General features: G+C 60.3%; 23 protein-coding genes. 6 read left to right on the forward strand and 17 right to left on the reverse strand.

Annotated features, from left to right (window positions below; translation table 11 throughout):
* Positions 1–20: 20 nt before the first annotated feature.
* The 3 genes from pyrF to AC0J6G_RS09340 all read right to left on the reverse strand — a co-directional run bounded on the left by pyrF (position 21) and on the right by AC0J6G_RS09340 (position 1,647).
* Positions 21–722 (reverse strand): orotidine-5'-phosphate decarboxylase, encoded by a 702-nt coding sequence (gene pyrF, locus AC0J6G_RS09330; protein WP_475253370.1) that lies wholly within the window; start codon positions 720–722, stop codon positions 21–23.
* A 126-nt stretch (positions 723–848) separates the two neighbouring features.
* Positions 849–1,319, reverse strand: coding sequence for a DUF3291 domain-containing protein (locus AC0J6G_RS09335; protein ID WP_475253372.1), 471 nt, complete (start codon positions 1,317–1,319; stop codon positions 849–851).
* 94 nt (positions 1,320–1,413) lie between these two features.
* On the reverse strand, positions 1,414–1,647 hold the full coding sequence (locus AC0J6G_RS09340) for a DUF1127 domain-containing protein (RefSeq protein ID WP_475253374.1): 234 nt from the start codon (positions 1,645–1,647) through the stop codon (positions 1,414–1,416).
* Between the two features lie 97 nt (positions 1,648–1,744).
* Between AC0J6G_RS09340 and AC0J6G_RS09345 the strand changes: the two genes are divergently transcribed.
* On the forward strand, positions 1,745–2,599 hold the full coding sequence (locus tag AC0J6G_RS09345; RefSeq protein WP_475253376.1) for a LysR substrate-binding domain-containing protein: 855 nt from the start codon (positions 1,745–1,747) through the stop codon (positions 2,597–2,599).
* On the opposite strand, the gene AC0J6G_RS09350 is transcribed toward AC0J6G_RS09345, so the two are convergent.
* Complete coding sequence (locus AC0J6G_RS09350; protein WP_475253378.1) at positions 2,589–3,344, reverse strand: sulfite exporter TauE/SafE family protein; 756 nt, start codon at positions 3,342–3,344, stop codon at positions 2,589–2,591. The two genes, AC0J6G_RS09345 and AC0J6G_RS09350, sit on opposite strands and share 11 nt — an antisense overlap.
* 106 nt (positions 3,345–3,450) lie before the next feature.
* Between AC0J6G_RS09350 and AC0J6G_RS09355 the strand changes: the two genes are divergently transcribed.
* Positions 3,451–4,407, forward strand: a complete 957-nt coding sequence (locus tag AC0J6G_RS09355) for a LysR family transcriptional regulator (RefSeq protein WP_475253380.1) — start codon at positions 3,451–3,453, stop codon at positions 4,405–4,407.
* Between the two features lie 146 nt (positions 4,408–4,553).
* Here the strand turns inward: AC0J6G_RS09355 and efp are convergent, their stop codons facing one another.
* Positions 4,554–5,126, reverse strand: coding sequence for an elongation factor P (gene efp / locus AC0J6G_RS09360; RefSeq protein ID WP_475253382.1), 573 nt, complete (start codon positions 5,124–5,126; stop codon positions 4,554–4,556).
* A 47-nt stretch (positions 5,127–5,173) separates the two neighbouring features.
* Positions 5,174–6,307 (reverse strand): elongation factor P maturation arginine rhamnosyltransferase EarP, encoded by a 1,134-nt coding sequence (gene earP, locus AC0J6G_RS09365; RefSeq protein WP_475253384.1) that lies wholly within the window; start codon positions 6,305–6,307, stop codon positions 5,174–5,176.
* Positions 6,308–6,749: 442 nt separating this feature from the next.
* On the opposite strand from earP, the gene AC0J6G_RS09370 reads away from it, so the two are divergent.
* The 3 genes from AC0J6G_RS09370 (at position 6,750) to AC0J6G_RS09380 (ending at position 10,302) form a co-directional block, all read left to right on the forward strand.
* Entirely contained in the window at positions 6,750–7,421 is a 672-nt protein-coding gene (locus AC0J6G_RS09370) for a COG3650 family protein (RefSeq protein ID WP_475253386.1), read from the forward strand.
* Positions 7,422–7,523: 102 nt separating this feature from the next.
* Entirely contained in the window at positions 7,524–8,531 is a 1,008-nt protein-coding gene (gap, locus tag AC0J6G_RS09375) for a type I glyceraldehyde-3-phosphate dehydrogenase (protein ID WP_475253388.1), read from the forward strand.
* A 154-nt stretch (positions 8,532–8,685) separates the two neighbouring features.
* The gene (locus tag AC0J6G_RS09380) at positions 8,686–10,302 is read left to right on the forward strand and encodes an NAD(P)/FAD-dependent oxidoreductase (RefSeq protein WP_475253390.1); all 1,617 of its coding nucleotides are present in this window, start codon (positions 8,686–8,688) and stop codon (positions 10,300–10,302) included.
* A gap of 211 nt (positions 10,303–10,513) precedes the next feature.
* Here AC0J6G_RS09380 and AC0J6G_RS09385 read toward each other — a convergent pair whose 3' ends face one another.
* The 8 genes from AC0J6G_RS09385 to AC0J6G_RS09420 form a co-directional block, all read right to left on the reverse strand.
* Positions 10,514–11,419 carry a DMT family transporter gene (locus AC0J6G_RS09385; protein WP_475253392.1) on the reverse strand — a complete coding sequence of 302 codons (906 nt, stop codon included), beginning with the start codon at positions 11,417–11,419 and terminating at the stop codon, positions 10,514–10,516.
* A gap of 82 nt (positions 11,420–11,501) precedes the next feature.
* A complete protein-coding gene (locus AC0J6G_RS09390) occupies positions 11,502–11,834 on the reverse strand; it encodes a Na+/H+ antiporter subunit G (RefSeq protein ID WP_475253394.1) in 333 nt (110 codons plus the stop codon).
* A 155-nt stretch (positions 11,835–11,989) separates the two neighbouring features.
* Entirely contained in the window at positions 11,990–12,259 is a 270-nt protein-coding gene (locus tag AC0J6G_RS09395; protein ID WP_475253396.1) for a K+/H+ antiporter subunit F, read from the reverse strand.
* Positions 12,244–12,756 (reverse strand): Na+/H+ antiporter subunit E, encoded by a 513-nt coding sequence (locus tag AC0J6G_RS09400; protein WP_475253398.1) that lies wholly within the window; start codon positions 12,754–12,756, stop codon positions 12,244–12,246. The genes AC0J6G_RS09395 and AC0J6G_RS09400 overlap by 16 nt, the downstream gene beginning before the upstream one ends.
* Positions 12,753–14,258: a monovalent cation/H+ antiporter subunit D gene (locus AC0J6G_RS09405; RefSeq protein WP_475253400.1), complete on the reverse strand. Its 1,506-nt coding sequence runs from the start codon at positions 14,256–14,258 to the stop codon at positions 12,753–12,755. The genes AC0J6G_RS09400 and AC0J6G_RS09405 overlap by 4 nt, the downstream gene beginning before the upstream one ends.
* Positions 14,258–14,584, reverse strand: a complete 327-nt coding sequence (locus tag AC0J6G_RS09410) for a Na+/H+ antiporter subunit C (RefSeq protein WP_475253402.1) — start codon at positions 14,582–14,584, stop codon at positions 14,258–14,260. Before AC0J6G_RS09410 ends, AC0J6G_RS09405 begins: the two co-directional genes overlap by 1 nt.
* Positions 14,584–17,376 carry a monovalent cation/H+ antiporter subunit A gene (locus tag AC0J6G_RS09415; RefSeq protein ID WP_475253404.1) on the reverse strand — a complete coding sequence of 931 codons (2,793 nt, stop codon included), beginning with the start codon at positions 17,374–17,376 and terminating at the stop codon, positions 14,584–14,586. Before AC0J6G_RS09415 ends, AC0J6G_RS09410 begins: the two co-directional genes overlap by 1 nt.
* Before the next feature lie 329 nt (positions 17,377–17,705).
* Positions 17,706–18,167, reverse strand: coding sequence for an outer membrane lipoprotein (locus tag AC0J6G_RS09420; protein WP_475253406.1), 462 nt, complete (start codon positions 18,165–18,167; stop codon positions 17,706–17,708).
* 175 nt (positions 18,168–18,342) lie between these two features.
* On the opposite strand from AC0J6G_RS09420, the gene AC0J6G_RS09425 reads away from it, so the two are divergent.
* The gene (locus tag AC0J6G_RS09425) at positions 18,343–18,579 is read left to right on the forward strand and encodes a hypothetical protein (protein ID WP_475253408.1); all 237 of its coding nucleotides are present in this window, start codon (positions 18,343–18,345) and stop codon (positions 18,577–18,579) included.
* A gap of 7 nt (positions 18,580–18,586) precedes the next feature.
* On the opposite strand, the gene pdxH is transcribed toward AC0J6G_RS09425, so the two are convergent.
* The 3 genes from pdxH to AC0J6G_RS09440 all read right to left on the reverse strand — a co-directional run bounded on the left by pdxH (position 18,587) and on the right by AC0J6G_RS09440 (position 21,248).
* Positions 18,587–19,234 carry a pyridoxamine 5'-phosphate oxidase gene (gene pdxH, locus AC0J6G_RS09430; RefSeq protein ID WP_475253410.1) on the reverse strand — a complete coding sequence of 216 codons (648 nt, stop codon included), beginning with the start codon at positions 19,232–19,234 and terminating at the stop codon, positions 18,587–18,589.
* An 88-nt stretch (positions 19,235–19,322) separates the two neighbouring features.
* On the reverse strand, positions 19,323–20,009 hold the full coding sequence (locus tag AC0J6G_RS09435; protein WP_475253412.1) for an OmpA family protein: 687 nt from the start codon (positions 20,007–20,009) through the stop codon (positions 19,323–19,325).
* 93 nt (positions 20,010–20,102) lie between these two features.
* Entirely contained in the window at positions 20,103–21,248 is a 1,146-nt protein-coding gene (locus tag AC0J6G_RS09440) for a serine hydrolase domain-containing protein (protein WP_475253414.1), read from the reverse strand.
* Positions 21,249–21,489 lie beyond the last annotated feature (241 nt).

Here is a 21,489-nt window from a genome sequence, read left to right on the forward strand (position 1 = left end):
CTGATCAAAAAGAAGGAAATTCAGGCGCCCAGTTCGGCGGCTATGCTCGCCAAGGCCTGGGCGGGATTAGCAGCCTGGCTAATCGGCCGGCCGATTACCAAGTAATCCGACCCTACATCTAACGCTTGGCGCGGCGTAAGGATACGGCGCTGGTCATCCTGAGCGCTGCCGGCGGGACGAATCCCCGGCGTCACCAGTTGCAGCGCCGGGTAAGCGGCTTTCAGTGCCTGCGCCTCCTGAGCCGAACACACCAGGCCGTCCAGACCGGCCTGCGCCGCCAGCCCAGCCAGACGCAGCACCTGCGCCTGCGGTTCAAGATCCAGACCAACGCCCGCCAGGTCTTCACGCTCCATGCTGGTCAGCACGGTTACCCCGATCAGCAGCGGCTTGGCCCCGGTGAGCTTGTCCAGGGTTTCGCGGCAGGCCGCCATCATGCGCAGGCCACCCGAGCAGTGCACATTGACCATCCACACGCCCATCTCCGCCGCAGCCTTAACCGCCATGGCAGTGGTGTTGGGAATATCGTGGAATTTCAGGTCGAGGAACACCTCGAAACCTTTGCCGGCCAGCACGTTGACGATCTCCGGCCCGCAACGGGTGAACAGCTCCTTGCCCACTTTTACCCGGCACAACTTGGGATCGAGCTTATCAGCCAATGCCAGCGCGGCATCACGGGTCGGGAAATCCAGGGCAACAATGATCGGGGTCTGGCAAGCGGACATGGGTGGGCTCTCGGGCAAGACAAATTCGGCGCGCATTGTAGCGGATGCGCCGCACGCTTGCCGCTACGGTGATCCGCGCACCTCGCCTGCGGCTCACCCAGAGCCGCGGCCGACCATGACTGAGCGCTACTCAGCAGGCTCAGCCACGCGCGCATCCGGCGCCGCAAATGCCTGACGAAAGCTGAACGCCTGTGCGCTGGCACCCTGCTCACGCAGTAATGCCAGGCGCTCGGCGGCCTCTTCGACACTAGGGCGATGCCCCGCTGGCACCCACCACAGCACCATATGCGCCGCACTAACTTTGCTGAACCACTCCTGGCGACGCTTGAGCATCTCGGTATGGGCGGATTTATAGACGTAATCACTGAGCGCCTGCATATCGCGCCATACCGACAGATTCACCAGCACCTCATCACCAAACGGGCGAAACATCGTGGCATCGCCCGCCTCGTCCTGCAAACGCCAGATATAACCGGGTGAGGCTTCCGCCAGCGCATTGATGCGCTCCAGATTGGCGACAAAGTCGGCCATGCTTGGCGACTCCAGCGGCGCTTTCATTGCGGCGATATTCAACTGCGCGAGTTGATAGCTAGACATCCATGCTCTCCTTATCTCTATAAATCCCTGAATAACCACGGCCCTGACTGAGCCTTACACGCGCATCACCGTTTAGATGCACATAGTCCGCGACTCAGCGCACAAGAGGATCGTCCCAGAATGAGCGCTCGCTTTCCTGGATCGCATCCGCGCGGCTTATACCCATATCTTTCAACGCCGCGTCATCGAGCATGACCAGGCGCCGCCGTTGTTCAGCCAGCTGCCACCAACGCAGAAGCTGGCGGCCAACTGCACGCAAACTTTCAAACAGCCGGCGGCCCTGTAAGTGCCCGGCACTGGCTAATGCGTAACCTTTTTGACTGTTCATCTCGTCACCCTCCTTGTGGGGTTGGCGACAGTCTCGCGCTCGACTTATGATCAATCCAACGAATGTTTCTTATGCTATACATCTCGGAGATTGATGCATGGCCAGCTACCCGAGCATCGACAGCGAACTGCTGCGCACCTTTGTTGCAATTGCCGATCACGGCGGTTTTACCCGCGCCGCAGAAATGGTCAATCGCACCCAGTCAGCCGTCAGCATGCAGATGAAGCGCCTGGAAGAAGACGTGATGCAGCGCCCGTTGTTTCTACGCGACGGGCGCCAGTTCAGCCTCACCGCCGAGGGCCAGCTGCTCTTGAGCTATGCGCGGCGCATTCTCAAGTTACACGCCGAAGTGATGAACAGCATGCGTGAGCCGCATATGGTCGGCACCGTGCGCATCGGCACCCCGGACGACTATGTGATGCGCTTTATGCAGGGCATTCTGGTACGGTTCGCCCAGTCCTACCCGCTGGTGCAGGTCGAGCTGCACTGCGAACCATCCTTCCAACTGCTGCAGCGCCAGGACCTCGACCTGACCATCGTCACCCGCGAGCCGGGCACCGAGATCGGCCAACTGCTGCGCCAGGAACATCTGGTCTGGGCACAAGCGCGCAACACCAATCTGCATGAGCTGGAAACCCTGCCGCTGGCGATGTTCAACTCACAGTGTTTCTGCCGCTCCTGGGCCTGCAATGGCCTGGACGCGCTGGGGCGCAACTTCCGTATTGCCTACACCAGCCCCAGCCTGTCGGCGATTATGGCGGCGGTCAGCGCCGGCCTGGCGATTACTGCTCAGCTGCAAAGCCTGATCACCCCGGACTTGCAGGTGATTGGTGAAGCCGAAGGCATGCCCGCCCTGCCCTCCGCCAGTATCGTGCTGCTGCGCAACAGCAACACGCAAACCCAGGTCACCGAAACCCTGGCCGAACAAATCGTCGAAGGTTTCAGGCTTTAAGCGCGAGCAACACCGCGCACAGCAGCAGAAAGCCCGCGAACAGCCCGCGCAGAACGCGCTCTGGCAGCGCATGGGCACACTTCACGCCCCAACTGATGCTGAGCAAACCGCCCAATGCCAGGGGCGCCCCCATCAGCCAATCAACGTGATCATGGGCCGCGTAGGTCGCCAGCGTTACGGCCGTGCTCGGCGCGGCAAGAGCTAGGGAAAGCCCCTGCGCCATCACCTGACCGGCACCGAACAGCGAAGTCAGCACCGGTGTCGCCAGCACCGCGCCGCCCACACCAAACAACCCACCGAGCAAGCCGGCGCCACTGCCCAGCAGCGTCAGCCAGGGCCAGGGGTAACGCAGGCCAGCCGAGAGCATGGCCGGCTGGCTGTACAACCGAGCGAGGTTGTAGGCCGCCAGCAGCACCAGGAAAACTACGAACCCCAGGCGCATGCGCTCGGCATCCACCGTGACCGCCCAGCCTGCGCCCAGTAAGGCAAATAGTAGGCTGGGCACCGCCAGGGCCAACGCATGCCGCCAATCGATGCGGTTGCGCTGGTGATAACGCCACAGCGCCAACAGCACATTGGGCACCACCATCACCAGCGCCGTGCCTTGGGCCAATTGCTGATCCAGGCCAAACAGCACGCCAAGCGCCGGAATGGCGATCAGCCCACCGCCAATCCCAAACAGACCGCCCAAGGTGCCGAGGGCCAATCCCAGCAGTAGGTTCAAGGCAACGTCGAGCAAGATCATTGATAGGCTCCAAAGTGAGGCTGCACAGCCTAGTGATTCGTCACTGGCCGCGAAACGCACAGCAACGCAAAATGGCTGTGCATTCAACGCACAACAGAGGCTGACCATGAACCCCGATAGCCTGACCGACCAACTCAGCCTGTTTCTTGATGTGCTGGAAACCGGCAGCTTTTCCGCTGCGGCCCGCCGCCACCCACTGACGCCCTCGGCCGTGGCCCGGCGCATCGATGCCCTGGAACGCTCGCTGGGCAGCAACCTGTTCAGCCGCAGCACCCATGCCGTGCGCGCCACCTCCGCCGGTTTGGCGTTTGCAGAACGGGCCAGGCGCATTCTTGCCGAGTTACATCTGGCCCGCGCTGAAGCCGTATCGTTGAGCAGCGCCCCGGAAGGGTTGATTCGCATCGACGCGCCGGCACCGTTCGGCAGGCGCCACCTGGCCCCGGCAATTGCTGAGTTTCTGGTCGCCTATCCGGGGCTGGATGTGCAGTTGCGCTTGATCGACAGCTTTGTCGATCTGCATGGCACGCACCTGGGTGAAGTCGACCTGGTGCTGCGCATCGGTCCCCTGGCCGACACCCGCCTGGTCGCCACCGCGCTATCGCCCATGGTCCGGGTCGTCTGCGCTAGCCCCGACTACCTAGCGCGTCGCGGCGTACCGCGCAGCCCTGATGAGTTGCTGGAGCATGACGGTCTCGACTGGGACAGCCTAGCGCCGCCCTACGCCTGGCGCTTCGAGCAGGACGGCAAACTGCAGCTGTGCCGCCCCAAGCGCCTGCGCATGACCGCCAACAACGCCGAAGCGCTTCTATTCAGCGCCCTCGCCGGCTTGGGCATTGCTCATTTACCCACCTGGCTGATCAGCGACTACCTGCTGCGCGGCGAACTGCTGCCGCTGTTCTGCGAAAACGGCCTGCCCGCTCCCGAGCCCAGCGGCATCTACGCCCTGCGCTTAGAACGTGAAACCGACTCGCGCAGCCGTTTGTTGCTGGAGTTTCTCAAGGCCCGCTTCGGCCCGGTAGCGCCCTGGGACCTGGCGCTGCAAAGCGGCCTACAACGTGGTTAAAGGCTGAAACAGCAGGCACAAAAAATGATCGGGAATCATGTTTAACGTTGCGCAGCGACAACCCGAAGGGTGGCCGCCATGAATGGCTGGCCATAAAAAAGCCCGACTCAAGGTCGGGCTTTTTACTCTCGCCGTTAAAGCCGATCTTAGACCGGAGCTTTAGCGCGGGATTTGTACTCACCGGTACGGGTGTCGATTTCGATCCAGTCGTCGATGTTGCAGAAGTCAGCGACTTTGATCTCGGTACCGTTGCTCAGCTTGGCTGGCTTCATCACTTTGCCGGAAGTGTCACCACGGGCGGAACCTTCGGTGTAAGTGATCTGGCGAACGATGGTGGTCGGCAGGTCAACCGAAACCACTTTACCTTCGAAGAACACGGCTTCGCAGACGTCAGTCATGCCGTCGACGATGTACGGCATAACGCTTTCCAGATCGTCTTTGTTCAGTTCGTACTGGTTGAACTCTTCGTCCATAAAGACGTAGTTCGGCTCGCTGTAGTACGAGTAGGTCACGTTTACGCGATCAAGGATCACCGGCTCCATTTTGTCGTCGGCTTTGTAAACGGTTTCGGTCGAGGAACCGCTCAGCAGGTTCTTCAACTTCATTTTAACGATGGCGCTGTTACGACCGGATTTGGTGAATTCGGCCTTCTGGATCAGCCACGGTTGGCCGTCGATCAGGGCCACACTGTTGGGCTTCATTTCTTGTGCGGTTTTCATACGAATATCCGGGTATTGGATGGAATTACAAAATTCTTGGCCGCGTATCATAGCCAATTTAGGTAAAACTGCACCAGCGCAGCCGCAAGATCCGGCTGAGAGCCCCGCCCTAGAGACCACTCCTGTGCGTGTTGCAGCTGCTCAGGCCAGCTTTGCAGCAGCCTATTCCAGCTTTCCTCGACCGCCCGTCCAGTATTCCAAGCCAGCCACAAGTCGGCCAGGGCCTCCTGCGCGGTTGGTGACAGGCCTTCTTTATAAAGTGCTAAAAACGCATCGAGCTTTTCCAGATGGGCATCATCAGCCTGCTGGTAGATATGCCAAAGCAGCGGCCGCCCGGCCCATTGCGCCCGAACGAAGGAATCCTCACCGCGCACCGCATTGAAGTCGCAGCTCCACAACAGCCGGTCATACTGGTCTTGCTGCAAAAATGGCAGCACTTGAATATGCAGCTGATCACGTTGATAGGTGTCGCCGACCTGCAGTTCAGGGCCGCCCAACCAACCTTGCAAGCTGCTCAAAATGCGCCCCTCAGGCACCAGCAATTGCGTAGGCTGCGCGCCTTGTGACAGGGCATGGAGCCAGCTGCCCAGCGCTGTATTTTCATATGCAAACAAGGAAATTCGCCGGGCGCCTGCCACCGGGGCAACGCCAATACTGCGCAGAAAGTCATCGCAAGCGCTGTGGTCTGCCTGAAATGCGCGGCGCTGCGTCAGCAGTTCACGCTCGCGCAGCAATCCACCACTGCCAGCGGTAAAACCTGGGAAGAAGAAAAACTTGGCTAATCCACCGGCCTGCAACGACGGCAAGCCATGGCAGCCCTCCACCCACGCCTCGGCGCTGAGGTACTCCAGATTAAGCCAGAGCACTTTCTGCTGGCGCGCCGCCATTGCCGCGATATAGGCGGCAGGGAGCTCACAGGCAAAGGCTTCAATCACCACATCAGCAGGCTCAACGGCCTGCCACTCGGTGCGCCATAAACACACCTCAACGCCCTGCTGGCTTTGCCGCAGCGCCAGTGCATCAGCCTGCGGACACAGGCGTACAAAGGCCGCCAAGTCATCCACCCACAGCCGCACCGCCAGGCCATGCTCGGCGACCAACTGCCGCGCCAAGCGCCAAGTAACACCGATATCACCGTAGTTATCGACAACGCTGCAGAAAATATCCCAGGTTGCACGCATGCGCCGCTCCGTCAAATGTTCAACACACGATAAAGACCAACCAGCCCGCAACAATCAACAGAAACGAAAAAGCCCGACACGGCGTCGAGCTTTTTTCAGTTGATCGGGCAGCGCAGGAGCGCCGTAAACCCTTTGCAACACTCAGCTACTGCCAACCTGCGGTGAAAGATCAGTTGGTGGAGCCTTTCAGGGCGCCATTTTGGCGATTAACAGCCTTTACTGGCCAGCCATTTTGTAAATTTTGACGCTACCGCCAGCAGCACATGCGGCATAAACACCCAGCTGTATCTGAGGGACGGTCTTTATCGTGGCATTGCGAGGTGTCCCACCACTGCAAAAGCGCTTCACCTTCGCCTAGGTCGGCATTCGGGGAATGCCTTTGCTTGCGCTTGTGATCACTCAAGCGCCTCGGTAACTTACCCGCTCTAGCCAGGAGAGCCCCATGCGCGTTAGCCGTACCTTAGTCTTTGCCTTGTTGCCGTTGTTTGCTGGCTGCCAGGTGTTCAGCGAAAAACCGCATGAAAACGCCTTAGAACACACTCGCCTGCAGGGCGAACTCAGTCAGGTTGACGGGCAATTGCTGTTTCGCCCCTGCCAAGAGCAACGCCGCTTTGTAATCGCCAACGGCGGGCAAACCGCCTTAACCAGCGATGCGGCAGGGCTGTTTAGCGACGGCGCACAGCAGCTGTATGTCGACATGCAGGGCGCATTATCGGGCAGTAGTAAATCGGGAGTGGACGGCACCGTTACCCCCAGCAAGGTCTACCGCGTTCAGGCTGAAGGCCATGGCTGCACGGATATCAACTTTGCCCGCACCGTACTGCGCGCCAGCGGCTATGAGCCGGACTGGAATATCGCCGTGAGCAATCAAGGGTTGGTCCTCAACCGTGCTGGTCAGGAACCCCAAGCGCTGCCCTACTTAGAGGAGCAGCTGCCGGAAGGCCGTATCAACCTCAGCAGCGAGGCCAACGGCCAACGTCTTGAGCTGTGGCTCGCACCACAACGCTGTGTCGACGGCATGAGTGGTGCGGTGCAGCACATGAGCGCCGAATTGCGCCTCAATGGGCAAGCCATGCGCGGCTGTGCTTACCTCGGCGGCGCGCGCAACGACTAGACACATCGGCAAACACACAATGCACAGCGAGCTACGATAGATCAGCCGGCCGCTAGACGATTGGCCTAAGCTGACAGGGAAGTCAGCCAAAGGAAGATCACTATGCTGCGCATTGCCATCAATGGATATGGACGTATCGGTCGCTGCCTGGTTCGCGCGTTGTTTGAGCGCAACTTACAGCAGCAGATTCACCTCACTGCAATCAATGACCTGGGTGAGCAAAGCACCCTCGCCCACCTCACTCGCTTCGACTCCACCTTCGGCCGCTTTCCTGGGCATATCAGCCTGGACGGCGATGTATTACAGGTTGATGGTCATTCAATCCAACTAATGCGTGAACGCGAGGTGGCGAATCTGCCCTGGCGTGAACACGCGGTCGATCTGGTGCTTGAATGCACCGGCAAATTGAAGAAGCGTGAGCTGGTTGAACAGCACATCAGGGCCGGTAGCCCGCGCGTGTTGCTCTCGCATCCGCTCGACAGCGCCGACTTGACCGTGGTGTACGGGGTTAACCACCAATTGCTGGGCGATCAGCAAATTGTCTCTAACGCCTCCTGCACCACCAATTGCCTGGCGCCCTTGGCCAAGGTGCTGCACGAAGCCGTGGGCATTCGCCAGGGGTTGCTCAACACCATTCACTCCTACACCAACGACCAGAACCTGCTGGATAAGACCCATAGCGACCTGTATCGCGCCCGCGCGGCCGCGCTGTCGATGATCCCCACCAGCACCGGCGCGGCAAAAACCATCGGGTTGGTGTTGCCCGAGCTGGCGGGTCGCCTGGATGGCCTGTCAGTGCGCGTCCCCACGCCCAACGTGTCACTCGTTGACCTGACCTTCACCTGCGAGCGCCCAACCAGCCGCGAGGCAATCAACGCCGCGCTGCAACGTGGGGCCGCGCAACTGCCGGCAGGGGTCATGGAGTGCAACGAACTGCCGCTGGTCTCCAGTGACTTCAACGGCTACCCAATGTCCTGCGTGGTCGACCTCAATCACACCCGCGTACAGGGCGATCTGGTCAAAGTGCTGGCCTGGTATGACAACGAGTGGGCCTTCGCCAACCGCATGCTCGATGTAATGCTGGCCTGGGTGAAGCCGCACGCCCGCTAGCCCGCATTAGCCTGGTCTAGCCGCCCCCAGCCGGCACACGCCATACGGCGGGCACCGTGCGCAGGGGCGGCGCAGGTAGGGTAATCGCAGGTATAATCGCCGGTCCTAAAATGCTGCCGGGTTGCCTCCGGCCCTGATAGTGGATCGCCCCCTCATGTTACGCATCACCGAACTCAAGCTGCCGCTCGACCATCCCGAAGAGGCCCTGCGCCCCGCCATCATCCAGCGTTTAGGGATTGCCGACAGCGAGCTGCTCGACTTCAGCCTGTTCAAGCGCAGCTACGATGCGCGCAAGAAATCCAGCGAAATACACTTCATCTACACCATCGACTGCAGCCTGCAGGATGAAGCGGCGCTGCTGAATCGCTTGGCCGATGACCGGCATATCAACATCACCCCGGACACCGCCTACAAACCCGTCGGCCTGGCTACAGAAGACCTGGCCGAGCGCCCACTGGTGGTCGGCTTTGGCCCGTGCGGGATTTTTGCTGCGCTGATTCTCGCTCAGGCGGGGCTCAAGCCGATTGTGCTGGAGCGCGGTACCGAAGTGCGCCAGCGCACCAAGGACACTTGGGGCCTGTGGCGCAAGAATATACTCAAGCCCGAATCCAACGTGCAGTTCGGCGAAGGCGGTGCCGGTACCTTCTCCGACGGCAAGCTCTACAGCCAGATCAAAGACCCCAAGCATTACGGCCGTAAAGTGCTGCAGGAGTTCGTCAAAGCCGGCGCGCCGGAAGAAATCCTCTACGTCAACAAACCGCATATCGGCACCTTCCGCCTCACCGGCGTGGTCGCCACCATGCGCGAAGAAATCAAGGCACTGGGCGGTGAAGTGCGCTTCCAGCAGCGTGTCAGCGATGTGCTGATTGAAGAGGGTCAACTCAAGGGGGTGGTGCTCGACAGTGGTGAGCAGATTCTCAGCCGCCAGGTGATCCTGGCACTCGGCCACAGCTCGCGCGACACCTTCCGCATGCTGCACAAGCGCAACGTGTTTATGGAAGCCAAGCCGTTCTCAGTGGGCTTTCGTATTGAACACCCACAGTCGCTGATCGACCGCTCCCGCCTGGGCAAATATGCGGGCCACCCGAAGCTGGGCGCCGCCGACTACAAGCTGGTGCACCATGCCAAAAACGGCCGCTCGGTCTACAGCTTTTGCATGTGCCCAGGCGGCACCGTGGTGGCAGCGACCTCGGAGCCGAACCGTGTAGTGACCAACGGCATGAGTCAATACTCGCGTAACGAGCGCAACGCCAACGCTGGTATCGTCGTCGGCATCACCCCGGAGCAGGATTACCCCGGTGGTCCGCTGGCGGGCGTAGAGCTGCAAGAGCGCCTGGAATCCCAGGCCTACTTGCTCGGCGGCAGCACCTACGAGGCGCCGGGGCAGCTGGTTGGCGACTTTATCGCCGGCAGGCCGTCCACCGAGCTGGGCAGTGTCGAGCCCTCCTACAAACCGGGGATTAAACTGGGCGACCTGGCCCTGGCGCTGCCGGATTTTGCCATTGAGGCGATCCGCGAAGCGCTGCCGGCCTTCGGCAAGCAGATCAAGGGCTTCGACCTGCATGATGCGGTGCTGACCGGCATCGAGACCCGCACCTCCTCACCGCTGCGCATCACCCGTGGCGCGGACATGCAGAGCCTGAACGTGCGTGGCTTGTACCCGGCGGGTGAAGGCGCCGGTTACGCCGGTGGCATTCTCTCCGCCGGCGTGGACGGCATACGCGTGGCGGAAGCGCTGATTCGCGACATGCTGGGCATTGCCGAAGCCTGATTGGTGGAACGGCTGGCATTGCGCCGGCCTAACGACGCGGGTCAACTGAGCTGCCGCTGCAAGCGGCAGCCATCCGTGCAACAAAGCCAACACGCTGAGCCGGCGAGTCGTCGCCGGCAGGCATCTTCCATACGTAAGCCATAACCAGGCATCACCGGGCAAACGGCGGCACGTTGAGCCGCATAAAACGCCGCCTGGCGGTTAGTTACGCTTAATCCAGCACGCCTGCCGGAACCACGCGAGTACCGCGCCACTGACTCAGCACTACGCCGGTAAACACCAAAGCCGCAGCCAGCATTTGGGTCGTATTTAAACGCTCCCCCAAAAGCACGATGGCGAAGAGCAAGGTGAATACCGGAATTAGGTTGGTAAAGCCCGACGCCTGACTGGCCGGCAAACGGCTGACACCAAAGTTATAAAGCCCGTATGCCCCCACAGTCACCACGATGCCCAGGTAAGCCACTGCGCCTAAGCCCATCGCACTGACGCTGGTGGGTAGCGGCGCACTGAGGAAGGCCATCGGCAGAAAGAAAAGCGTGCCAACAAACGCCACCATTGCCGTCAGCAAAAAGGGCGAATAGCGCGATGACAGGTGCTTGAGCAGCAAGGTGTAACCCATGGCGCAGAGCATCGCGAGCAGCTCGTAGAAGTTGCCAAGAATGGGGTTGCTGGCATGCTCATCGGCGCTGCCGGCCAGGCTCAGCCAAACGGCACCGATCAGGGCTAGAAAAAAACCTGCCAGAGTCATGCGGCTAATCCGTTCACGCAGGAAAATAAACGCGCCAACCGCCACCAGCAGCGGCAACAAGGCCGTGACCATACCCGCTTGAGCAGCGCTGGTGTGCTGCAGGGCTAGGGCTTCGAAGAGGAAATATAAACAGGGTTCGCAGGCGGCCAAGCCGAGCAGGTACTTCCAATCACCGGCGCGGTAGTGCATCTGTCCACGCCAGCGCCAGGCCAGCAGAAACACCAGGCTGCCCAAGGCCATGCGGCCGAAGATCACCCACAGCGGCGGCAATTCGGCGAAGGCCAGTTTTAGTGCGATAAAGGAACTGCCCCACAGTGCCATGGCGATCACCAGGTAGATCACCGCCACACTTCTACCCTGCTCCTGCATATAGCCTCCTGATCAAAGGCTGCAGTGTAGAGAGGCCGGCGCGGCGCCGACAGGTACAGTCAACGCCGCTAACTGTGCAGGCTTATTGATCCCAGGGCTTGCCGCGGGTCTTGTCGCTCACGCGCAGCTTCTGCTGCAGGGCAGCCTTGGCCAGCATATGGGCGCTAACCGGTGCGGTGATAAACAAAAACAGAGTGATCAACAGTTCATGCAGGCTGATACCGTTGCCCTGGCTGCTGAAATACAGCATCGACGCCACCACCATGCCGCCCACCCCCAGAGTGGTGGCCTTGGTCGGTCCGTGCAGGCGCATGAAGAAATCCGGTAGTTTGTAGAGCCCCAATGCGCCGACAAACGCAAACAGACTGCCAATCAGCAGGCTGATGGCCACCAAGCCTTCGATCCATGTATTCATTAAGCAGTCTCCGTAGAACGTTTTTACGATCTGGCGAGCTAAAGCCATGCAAGGCAAAAACAGGCGAGGAAGCGGAGTTTACGAGCTGTAAATGAGCATTCCGAGCCTGTTTTTAACGCAGCAGGGCCGACGCGCAGCAGATCGTAAGCTCGTTCTCATTCGATGATGTCACCGCGCAGCAAGTACTTGGCCACCGCCACCGTACCGACAAAGCCCATAACAGCAATCAGCAGTGCCGCCTCGAAATACAGATCAGAGCCCAGCCAGATGCCGAACAGCACGATCAGGGCAATGGCGTTGATATACAGGGTGTCGAGGGCAAGGATGCGATCTGGTAAATCCGGGCCCTTGATCAGGCGCAGCAGGGTCAGTACCAGCGCCACTGTCATGATCGCCAAGCACAGGGGAATCACGTAGTAGAGCATGTGAACACCTCCTTCAATGGGGCCTCGTAGCGCTGTTTGATCTGGGCGATCAGCTCGGCTTCATCAGCCACATCCAGGCCATGCACCAGCAGGGTCTTGCGGTCGTCGCTGAGGTCGGCGGAGACGGTGCCGGGGGTCAGGGAAACGATACTGGCGAGCATGGTCAGGGCAAGGTCGTCTTCCAGCTCCAGCGGCACTTCAACAAAGGCGGGGCGCAGCTTGCTACTGGAACCGATGATCAGCTTGGCCACCTCCAGGTTGGCGAAGACGATATCGCCAAGGATACGCAGGAAGAACAGACACAGTTTGACCGGCTTATACAGGCGTGGCGTGCGCTCCCAGAACAGCTGGGTCAGCATCGGAATCCCCCAGCCGAGCAAGGCGCCCAACAGCCAGTGGCCCAGACCAAGGTCGTTCATTAGCAGTAGCCAGATAAACAGCAGGCACAGGCTAAGTAGCGGCTGTGGCAGCCAGCGATTGGCGAACACAGTCATCATGGCGTTTCTCCAGCTGGCACCAATTGCATATAGGGTGCGAGATCGAGCAGTTGCGCGGCAGTGGCTTGCACATACGCCAGCACGGGGGCGGCAAACACCACCAGCAGCATGCAACTCGACAACAAGCCCGCCGCCGCCAAGGTACGCACGCCGTCACGCTCGGCACTGCCCAGCACATCGCGCCCGGTACGCCATAACAGGGTGCTGCCGGCACGGCTCAGCGCCACTAGGGTGACCAGGCCGCCAAGTAACAGGGCGGACCACAACAACAGCGCCTGCGAGCCGGGCTCGACAGCGCGCAGCAGCAACAGCTTGCCGAACAAGCCGGAGAACGGCGGCAGCCCCGCCAGGGCAATGGCGCCGATAAAGAACAGCGCGCTGAGCAGCAACGGCTGCAGCAGCATCGGCCCCTGTACCAGGGCGCCGGCTTTTTCGCCGCGCTGGCGGCTGATCAGGTCAGCGACCAGGAACATCGCGCCGGCAACCCAGGTGCTGTGGATCAGGTAGAACAATGCCGCGCTCAGTGCCTCGGGTGTGCCCAGCGCGATACCGGCCAGCAGGCTGCCCACCGAGGCCACCACCAGATAGGCCAACAGGCCCTGCACGGTCACCGCCGCCAGAGCGCCGATCACCCCGCAAACGATGGTCAACAATGCCAATGGCCACAGCCAGTCGGCGGCCAGGTTGGCGATGCTGCCAGCCTGTTCGCCGTAGATCAGGATGTAAACGCGCATGATCGAGTACAGGCCAACCTTGGTCATGATCGCGAACAACGCGGCCACCGGCGCACTGGCCGAGGCATAAGCCCGTGGCAGCCAGAAATACAGCGGCAGGAACGCCGCCTTGAGACCGAACACCACCAACAGCAGCAGGCCGGCGGCGCCGAGTAGCGCGGCGTCATCCGCAGAGGCCGCTGCCACCTTAACCGCCATATCGGCCATGTTCAGAGTGCCGGTAATGCCATACATCACCCCCACCGCCAGCAGAAACAGGCTGGAACCGAGCAGGTTGAGCACCACATAGTGGATACCGGCACGTACGCGCTCAGCGCCGCCGCCATGCAGCAGCAAGGCGTAGGACGCGATCAACAGGATTTCGAAAAACACGAACAGGTTGAACAGATCGCCGGTAAGGAAAGCACCGTTGATCCCCATCAGCTGAAACTGAAACAGCGAATGGAAGTTGCTGCCACGCTGATCATCACCGCGCACCGCATAGATCAGGGCAAACAGCGCCAGCACCGCCGTAACCATCAGCAGCAACGCGCTGAGGCGGTCGAGCAGCAGGATAATGCCGAACGGTGCCTGCCAGTTGCCCACTGCATAAGTGTGCAGCGCCCCCTGATCGGCCACACCCAGCAGATAGACGCTGATCAACACCAACAGCACGGCCGACGCCAAGCTAAAGCTGCGTTGCACGGCCAGCGACAGACGCGGTGCGAATAGCAGCACGCTGGCGATAAACATCGGCAACAGCACCGGCAGAATCAAAACGTGATTCATCAACGCGGCTCCTTGCCATCAACATGGTCGGTTTTCAGCTCACCCAGCCCGCGCAGGGCCAACACCAAAATAAAGGCAGTCATGGCAAAGCCGATGACGATGGCAGTCAACACCAGAGCCTGGGGCAGCGGGTCGGCGTACTCGGCGCTACGGCCTATCACCGCCGGCATACCGGTCTTCAGCCGGCCCATGGCAAACAGGAACAGGTTGACGGCGTAGGACAGCAGAATCAGCCCCATCACCACCGGGAAAGTACGCGCCCGCAGCAGCAGGTAGACGCCGCTGGCGGCCAGAATGCCCAGGGTTGCGGCAAATAGCGCTTCCATCAATGCACCTCCTTGGCGGTGTCGTCCTGGGTCAGTTTGCCCAGGTTGGCCAGAATCAACAGGGTGGCGCCGATCACGGTCAGGTACACACCCAGGTCAAACAACATGGCGCTGGCCAGCTCAACCTCACCCACCAACGGAATATTGAAATGGCCGAAAGTGGTAGTCAGGAACGGATAGCCAAATAGCCAGCTGGCCAAGCCCGTGATACCCGCAATCAGCACCCCGGCTCCGGCCAGTTGGTGATAGTTGAGGGCCAGACGCGAACGCGTCCACTGCACGCCATTGGCCACGTACTGCAGGATCAAGGCAATGGAGGTGATCAAGCCCGCGATAAAGCCGCCGCCCGGTAGGTTGTGCCCGCGCAGGAAGATAAACGCGGAAATCAACAGTGCCAGCGGCAGCAACAGGCGTGACAAGGTGGCAAGGATCAGCGGATGACGATCACGCGCCCACTCGTGACCGTCGGCATCCTGTTTGGGCTGGAACAACTGCAGGCCGCCGAGCAAGGCGTAAATGCCCATGCCGGCAATGGCCAGCACGCTGATTTCACCGAGGGTATCGAAACCGCGGAAGTCCACCAGGATGACGTTGACCACGTTGGTACCGCCGCCGCCCGGCACGCTGTTGGCGATAAAGTAGTCGGCAATGCTCTCGTAAGGACGGGTCAGCACCGCATACACCAGCAGCGCCACCAGGGTGCCGAAGCCGCCGGCCAGGATAAAGTCGCGCAGGCCACGCAAGCTGCTGGACTCAGCCGGCGTGGTAGCCGGCAGGAAGAACAGCGCCAGCATCAGCAACACCATGGTGACCATTTCCACCGACAGCTGAGTCAGCGCCAGGTCCGGCGCGGAGAAGCGCACAAAGGCCAGGGCCACCAGCAAACCGACCACACTGAGCATCAGCAAAGCGACCAAGCGGCGACGGTGGAACACCACGGTAATCACCGCCGACAACGCCAGCATGCCCATGCTCAAGCCGGTCACCACATCCACCGGGCTCAAATCTTGCGGCCCCTGCAGGCTGGACAGCGGCCCCAGCGCCACCGTCACCACGGCCAGAGATGCCAGCAGCATCAGCGCCAGATAGCGTTGCAGCGAGGCGTTTTCCAGCAAGTGGGTGATCCACTTGGCGGCCATTACCAGCCACTGCATGGCATTTTCGAACACCAACTTGGCGTCTGGTTGCGGCAGGCCGGCGTACCAGCGAAACAGCGGCTGACGGAATATGTAGACCAAAATGCCGCCAAACAGGGCGATAAAGCTCATCAACAGCGGCAAATTGAACCCATGCCAAATCGACAGGCTGTATTCGGGTAGCGGACCGCCCAGAGTCGACGCCGCCGCCGCTGCCAACAAGGGCGCCACGGTATAGGCCGGCACGATGCCCACCAGCAGGCAAAGGAAGACCAGCACCTCCACCGGCACCTTCATATAACGCGGTGGCTCATGCGGTGGGTAATGCGGCAGGTTCACCGGCTCGCCATTGAAGAACACATCGTGGATAAAGCGCAGCGAGTAAGCCACCGAGAACACCCCGGCCAGCGTCGCCCCGGCCGGGATCACCCAGCTGAAGCTGCCCAGCAGGTGCTGGTTGAGCGTTTCGGTAAAGAACATTTCCTTACTCAGGAAACCGTTGAGCAGCGGCACCCCCGCCATCGCCGAAGCCGCGACCATCGCCAGCACCGCCGTATGCGGCATGTACTTCCACATACCGTTTATTCGCCGCATATCGCGGCTGCCGGTTTCGTGATCGATGATCCCCGCAGCCATAAACAGCGAAGCCTTGAAGGTGGCGTGGTTGATGATATGAAACACCGCTGCGACCGCCGCCAGGCGCGTATCCAGACCGAACAGCAGAGTGATCAAGCCCAGATGGCTGATGGTCGAATAGGCCAGCAAACCTTTAAGGTCATGCTGAAACAGGGCCATGCCCGCGCCGAACAGCAGGGTCACCAGGCCGGTGATGCTGACCAGATAGAACCACCACTCCGAACCCGCAAGCGCCGGGTACAGCCGCGCCAGCAGAAACACCCCGGCCTTGACCATGGTCGCCGAGTGCAAATAGGCCGAAACCGGGGTGGGCGCCGCCATGGCATGGGGCAACCAGAAGTGAAACGGAAACTGCGCCGACTTGGTGAACACCCCCAGCAACACCAGAATCAACGCCAGGGGATATAACTCATGGGCGCGAATCGCGTGCCCGGCAGCCAACACCTGGGACAGCTCGAAGCTGCCAGCGATATGCCCAAGCAGCAAAATCCCTGCGAGCAGCGCCAGACCGCCGCCGCCGGTGACGACCAGGGCCATGCGCGCGCCCTTGCGGGCATCCGAGCGAGCGTTCCAGAAACCGATCAGGAGGAACGAGGACAGGCTCGTCAGCTCCCAGAACATCAGCATCAGCAGCAGGTTTTCCGAGAGCACCACGCCGAGCATGGCGCCCATAAACAGCAACAGGAAGGCATAAAAGCGCCCCGCCGGCTCACTCTTGCTCAGGTAATAGCGGGCGTAGAGGATCACCAGCAGGCCGATACCCAAAATCAGCAGGGAAAACAGAAAGCCCAAGCCATCAAGACGCAGGCTGAGGTTCAGTCCCAGCGTTGGCAACCACTCCAGTTTGAATTTGAGCAGATCGCCAGCAAACACCGAAGACTGTTGCGAGAGCAACAACACCATGGCCGTCAGCGGCGCCAGCGCAGCGGCTGCGGCGCAAGCGGAACGGCCCAGGCGCTCAGCCAGCAGCGGCAGAAAGATGCCGAGAAATGGCAAGGCGATGATCAGCGCAAGCGTCATAGAAAAACCCCTTAATACGAACCCGGCACGTATCCGTACCCGGCTGACTCCTTAACCTGCTCACTGGCGGCCCAGCACAGACACTCGCCTATGCTGCAACCGACGTATGGGTATTGCACCGCCAGGCGACTAAAGGCCCTTCGGCACAAAAGCGTGCGCGATTATCCATAACTATCGGTCAACAGTCATGGATAGAATTATTACTAAAGACTGTGCTTACCGCGAGCTTGCCTAAAAAAACCGAAAAACACCGATAAAAAATCTGCTTTGACTAGAAAAAAGACAATAAAAAACCGGATCAGCCAGGACTGATCCGGTTTCTCGAGTACTCAGTGGCTAACGCGGCTGGTGCCATTCACAGTCAGGATGCGTACACGCTCGCCGACCCGGAAAACCTGATTTTCTTCGACCGCTTGGACATAGGCGCGCATGCTGCCGTCGTCTTCCCTCACGGTGATTTCAACACCCTGAGTACGGGTCAGACCTTCCTCAGTCATCGCGCCGAGCAAACCGCCGGCTACTGCGCCAATTACCGCTGCTACCGCACTGCCGCGTCCGCCGCCAACACCGCTACCCGCAACACCACCAATAACCGCACCAGCACCTGCGCCGATCGGGGTTTTCGTACCTTCGATTTTCACTGGGCGCAACGCTTCGATGGTGCCCATACGTACGGTTTGCACGGTGCGTGCTTCATCGCGCGAGTAGGTGTCGCCCGTCAGGCTGGAAGCGCAGCCGCCCAACAGGGCCAGCGCAGCGAACGAGGCGGCCAACAGAAAAGGTTTACGCATGATTATTTCTCCAGTTAGGCAGATACTCATTAAACCGCCTGCGCAGCGCCGCTGTCACCCGCCAATATGCGGCAAGGCTTTACTTCAGTGTCAGCGCAGGGCTTTGGCGCGACACTTCGCCGCGTGCAATTGCAGCATCCAATCAGCCTAAGCTTAGGCTTGGCTAGGGGGATTTATGGATTACTTTATCGTCGTCATCACCAGCGTGGCTGGGCTGTACTTTCACTGGTGGTTGTATGTGCGGATCAAACGCTGGATGGACCGCGATTTGGCCCTGTCACTGGCAGGCGACTCACCTGCCAAGCGCAGCTACATGCTCACCCGCCTGACTGAAGCGCATACCGCTGGCATCAAACGCAGCGACCTGGCCTCCTGGCTGGAGCAGGCCGCTGCGCAATACGCCGGTAACTAAAGCGCGCTTAAGGCGCCAGACGCTCACGTAACCAGGCGCCGTCTTGCAGGCGGAAATTAAGGCGGTCATGCAGACGGCTGGAACGTCCCTGCCAAAACTCAATGCGCTCTGGCAGCAGGCGATAACCACCCCAATGCGGTGGACAGTGCGGCGCACGGTCGAGAAAGCGCTGCTCGGTTTCGGCCAGCAAGCCTTCCAGCTCAGCGCGGTCGGCAATCACCCGGCTCTGCGGAGAAGCCCAAGCGCCGAGGCGGCTGCCCAGCGGGCGGACTTGAAAGTAGGCATCGCACTCTTCGGCACTCACCCGCTCGACGCGCCCCTCGATACGCACCTGCCGCTCCAGGCTGGGCCAGAAGAACGTCATGGCCGCGAAGGGGTTGGCCGCCATGTGTTGGCCTTTGGCGCTTTCATAGTTACTGAAGAAGGTGAAGCCGCGCTCATCTAACCCCTTGAGCAGCAACACCCGGCAATGCGGACGCCCTTCAGCATCAACAGTCGCCAGGGTCATGGCATTGGGTTCAACCGGCAGTTGTTCGGTTTTTACCGCATCGGCAAACCATTGCTCGAACAAGGTAAATGGCTCATCGGGCGCTTGCGCCTCGCTTAGGCCATCACGGGTGTAGTCACGGCGCATATCAGCCAAGGTTTGAGTCATCGGCAAATCCTCTCGATCAGGTAGTGCCTAGCTTACCTGCGAGCACTCAAACTGGCTTGATCTGCGGCAACACGCCGCTTGCCGTGGATTATTGGCCGCTAGCGGGCTTATCCGCCTTGGCTACGGTTTTCGCACCTTTATCAGTGACAGATTTAGCCGCAGCGACAGCGGTTGTGGGCGCAGCTGCGGGCTGGCTGTACTTGGCGATCAGCGCGTTGAGGGTCGACTTAGAGGTCAGCATGATCTCAACCCGACGGTTCAGCGCACGACCTTCCTGACTGTCGTTGGCGGCGCGAGGCATATCCGAACCGAGGCCTTTGACCATCAGACGGTTTTGCTTGAGGCCACTGAGGCGAAAAATCGAGGTGAACGCACGAGCACGCTGCTGGCTCAGATCACGGTTAGCTGTCACCTGGCCGCTACTGTCAGCGTGGCCAAGAATCAGTACGCCGATGGTTTCATCACTTTCCAGCAACTTAGCCATGCGGCTCAGTGGGCCGAGGGTGCTGGGCAGCATCATGTTCGGGCGGTCCGGGTTAAACGAGCCGTGCACTGGAGCGGTAACGACGAGCAGGTTTTCACGGCGCTCAAACTCAAAGTGGGTGCCTTTAATTGCTTCCTTAACCTTCGGCTCATACACATCCAACCAAGCCTGGGTGACTGCCGGTGGCGGCATGGGCACTGCTTTCGGCGCAGGCTTTGCAGATTTTTCGAAAAGGCTGCAACCGCTGATCAGCACACATAAAGCGATGGCGAGAGTTTTGTTGGCGAGCATCGGGAATCCACACGTGATAAACAAAATGAGCCGGTCGGCAGCCTGCAGATACCGCAGGCCATGCCTTGTTGCGCAGCAGTTTAGCTGAGCGAGTTATAAACAGGCAGCCAATAGACGCGCAAGTTTCTGCGCTCGGGGGTCCATCAGGACGAACGGTCCTAGATTATTGGTGACAAAACCGAACGCTACGTCCCGTTCCGGGTCGGCAAAGCCGATAGAACCGCCAGCACCCGGGTGGCCAAAGGCACGCGGCCCCACGCCGTAGGTGGCATTGGCGACCTGCGGCTGATCGAGCATGCACCCCAAACCGAAGCGAGTGCGGGTCAGCAAGGTCTTATCCTCACCCACCGCATGTTCACGGGTTAGCTCGGCCAGCAACTCACTTTCCAGCAACTGACCATCGAGCAGGCCGCTGTAAAAACCGGCCAGGCTGCGGGCATTGCCATGGCCGTTCGCCGCCGGCTGCTGCATACGCCGCCACTCAGGTTTGTTGGTGCTGGTCATGATCGACGGCGGGTTCGTGAAGGCCCGCGTGCTCATGGCTGCTGGTTCGCTCATCATGGTTTTGAGCAAACGCTGAGCCGCCGCATCGCCGAAGTTGCCCTTGCCGCGGGAGATCATCGCCACGCGGTCGAACTCTTCATCGGCCAGACCGACGTGGAAATCCAGGCCCAACGGTTTAGCCGTACGCGCAACGATGGATTCCCCAGGCCCGCGCCCCTCGACCCGGCGCAATACTTCGCCGACCAGCCAGCCGTAGGTAATCGGCGCGTAACCATGGCCCTCGCCCAATGGCCACCAGGGCTGTTCGGCGGCCAGTGCCGTGGTCATGGTCTGCCAGTCATACAGCGCTTCGGCCGACAACATGTGGCGCAAAGCTGGCAGCCCGGCCTGATGGCTGAGCAAGTGACGCAGGGTGATCTTGTCCTTACCGGCGGCGGCGAACTCGGGCCAGTAACGTGCGACCGGTGCATCCAGTTCGAGCTTGCCCTCGCCCACCAGTTGCAGCGCAGTCACCGCAGTAAAGGTCTTGGTGCAAGAAAACAGGTTGAGGATGGTGTCGCTGTGCCAGGCCTGCTGGCCATCCTTGTCCGCCGTGCCGGCCCAGATATCCAGCACCGTTTCGCCACCCACTTGCACACAAAGCGCCATGCCGCGCTCCTGCGGATCATCGAACAGCGCCGCGAATGCCTCTTTGACCGCCTCGAACTTGAGGTCGAAATAACCCTGAACCTGCATCAACCTACACTCCTTGAATCCCGAAATACCGCGACCTTGAACGAGCCTTGCACAAGATGCCAGCGGCAAAGTGGGCCAATCATGCAACGTTCTGAAACCTCACGAAATAGCGATGCGCCTGCACAATTCTCTATGCTGAAAAAGACTTGCCTTAACCGAGGCTCAAATACGGGGCACTTGCCGAGCGTGCCGACAGGCCATTGCGCACCGGCTACCGTAGAAAAACGACACAGGAGACTGC

It is taken from the genome of Pseudomonas sp. TS_SC_3 (assembly GCF_056156225.1).

Coding starts and splice junctions, on each gene's coding strand:
- pyrF (WP_475253370.1), bottom strand. CDS start 722: ATGTCCGCTTGCCAGACCCCGATCATTGTTGCCCTGGATTTCCCGACC.
- AC0J6G_RS09335 (WP_475253372.1), bottom strand. CDS start 1,319: ATGTCTAGCTATCAACTCGCGCAGTTGAATATCGCCGCAATGAAAGCG.
- AC0J6G_RS09340 (WP_475253374.1), bottom strand. CDS start 1,647: ATGAACAGTCAAAAAGGTTACGCATTAGCCAGTGCCGGGCACTTACAG.
- AC0J6G_RS09345 (WP_475253376.1), top strand. CDS start 1,745: ATGGCCAGCTACCCGAGCATCGACAGCGAACTGCTGCGCACCTTTGTT.
- AC0J6G_RS09350 (WP_475253378.1), bottom strand. CDS start 3,344: ATGATCTTGCTCGACGTTGCCTTGAACCTACTGCTGGGATTGGCCCTC.
- AC0J6G_RS09355 (WP_475253380.1), top strand. CDS start 3,451: ATGAACCCCGATAGCCTGACCGACCAACTCAGCCTGTTTCTTGATGTG.
- efp (WP_475253382.1), bottom strand. CDS start 5,126: ATGAAAACCGCACAAGAAATGAAGCCCAACAGTGTGGCCCTGATCGAC.
- earP (WP_475253384.1), bottom strand. CDS start 6,307: ATGCGTGCAACCTGGGATATTTTCTGCAGCGTTGTCGATAACTACGGT.
- AC0J6G_RS09370 (WP_475253386.1), top strand. CDS start 6,750: ATGCGCGTTAGCCGTACCTTAGTCTTTGCCTTGTTGCCGTTGTTTGCT.
- gap (WP_475253388.1), top strand. CDS start 7,524: ATGCTGCGCATTGCCATCAATGGATATGGACGTATCGGTCGCTGCCTG.
- AC0J6G_RS09380 (WP_475253390.1), top strand. CDS start 8,686: ATGTTACGCATCACCGAACTCAAGCTGCCGCTCGACCATCCCGAAGAG.
- AC0J6G_RS09385 (WP_475253392.1), bottom strand. CDS start 11,419: ATGCAGGAGCAGGGTAGAAGTGTGGCGGTGATCTACCTGGTGATCGCC.
- AC0J6G_RS09390 (WP_475253394.1), bottom strand. CDS start 11,834: ATGAATACATGGATCGAAGGCTTGGTGGCCATCAGCCTGCTGATTGGC.
- AC0J6G_RS09395 (WP_475253396.1), bottom strand. CDS start 12,259: ATGCTCTACTACGTGATTCCCCTGTGCTTGGCGATCATGACAGTGGCG.
- AC0J6G_RS09400 (WP_475253398.1), bottom strand. CDS start 12,756: ATGATGACTGTGTTCGCCAATCGCTGGCTGCCACAGCCGCTACTTAGC.
- AC0J6G_RS09405 (WP_475253400.1), bottom strand. CDS start 14,258: ATGAATCACGTTTTGATTCTGCCGGTGCTGTTGCCGATGTTTATCGCC.
- AC0J6G_RS09410 (WP_475253402.1), bottom strand. CDS start 14,584: ATGGAAGCGCTATTTGCCGCAACCCTGGGCATTCTGGCCGCCAGCGGC.
- AC0J6G_RS09415 (WP_475253404.1), bottom strand. CDS start 17,376: ATGACGCTTGCGCTGATCATCGCCTTGCCATTTCTCGGCATCTTTCTG.
- AC0J6G_RS09420 (WP_475253406.1), bottom strand. CDS start 18,167: ATGCGTAAACCTTTTCTGTTGGCCGCCTCGTTCGCTGCGCTGGCCCTG.
- AC0J6G_RS09425 (WP_475253408.1), top strand. CDS start 18,343: ATGGATTACTTTATCGTCGTCATCACCAGCGTGGCTGGGCTGTACTTT.
- pdxH (WP_475253410.1), bottom strand. CDS start 19,234: ATGACTCAAACCTTGGCTGATATGCGCCGTGACTACACCCGTGATGGC.
- AC0J6G_RS09435 (WP_475253412.1), bottom strand. CDS start 20,009: ATGCTCGCCAACAAAACTCTCGCCATCGCTTTATGTGTGCTGATCAGC.
- AC0J6G_RS09440 (WP_475253414.1), bottom strand. CDS start 21,248: ATGCAGGTTCAGGGTTATTTCGACCTCAAGTTCGAGGCGGTCAAAGAG.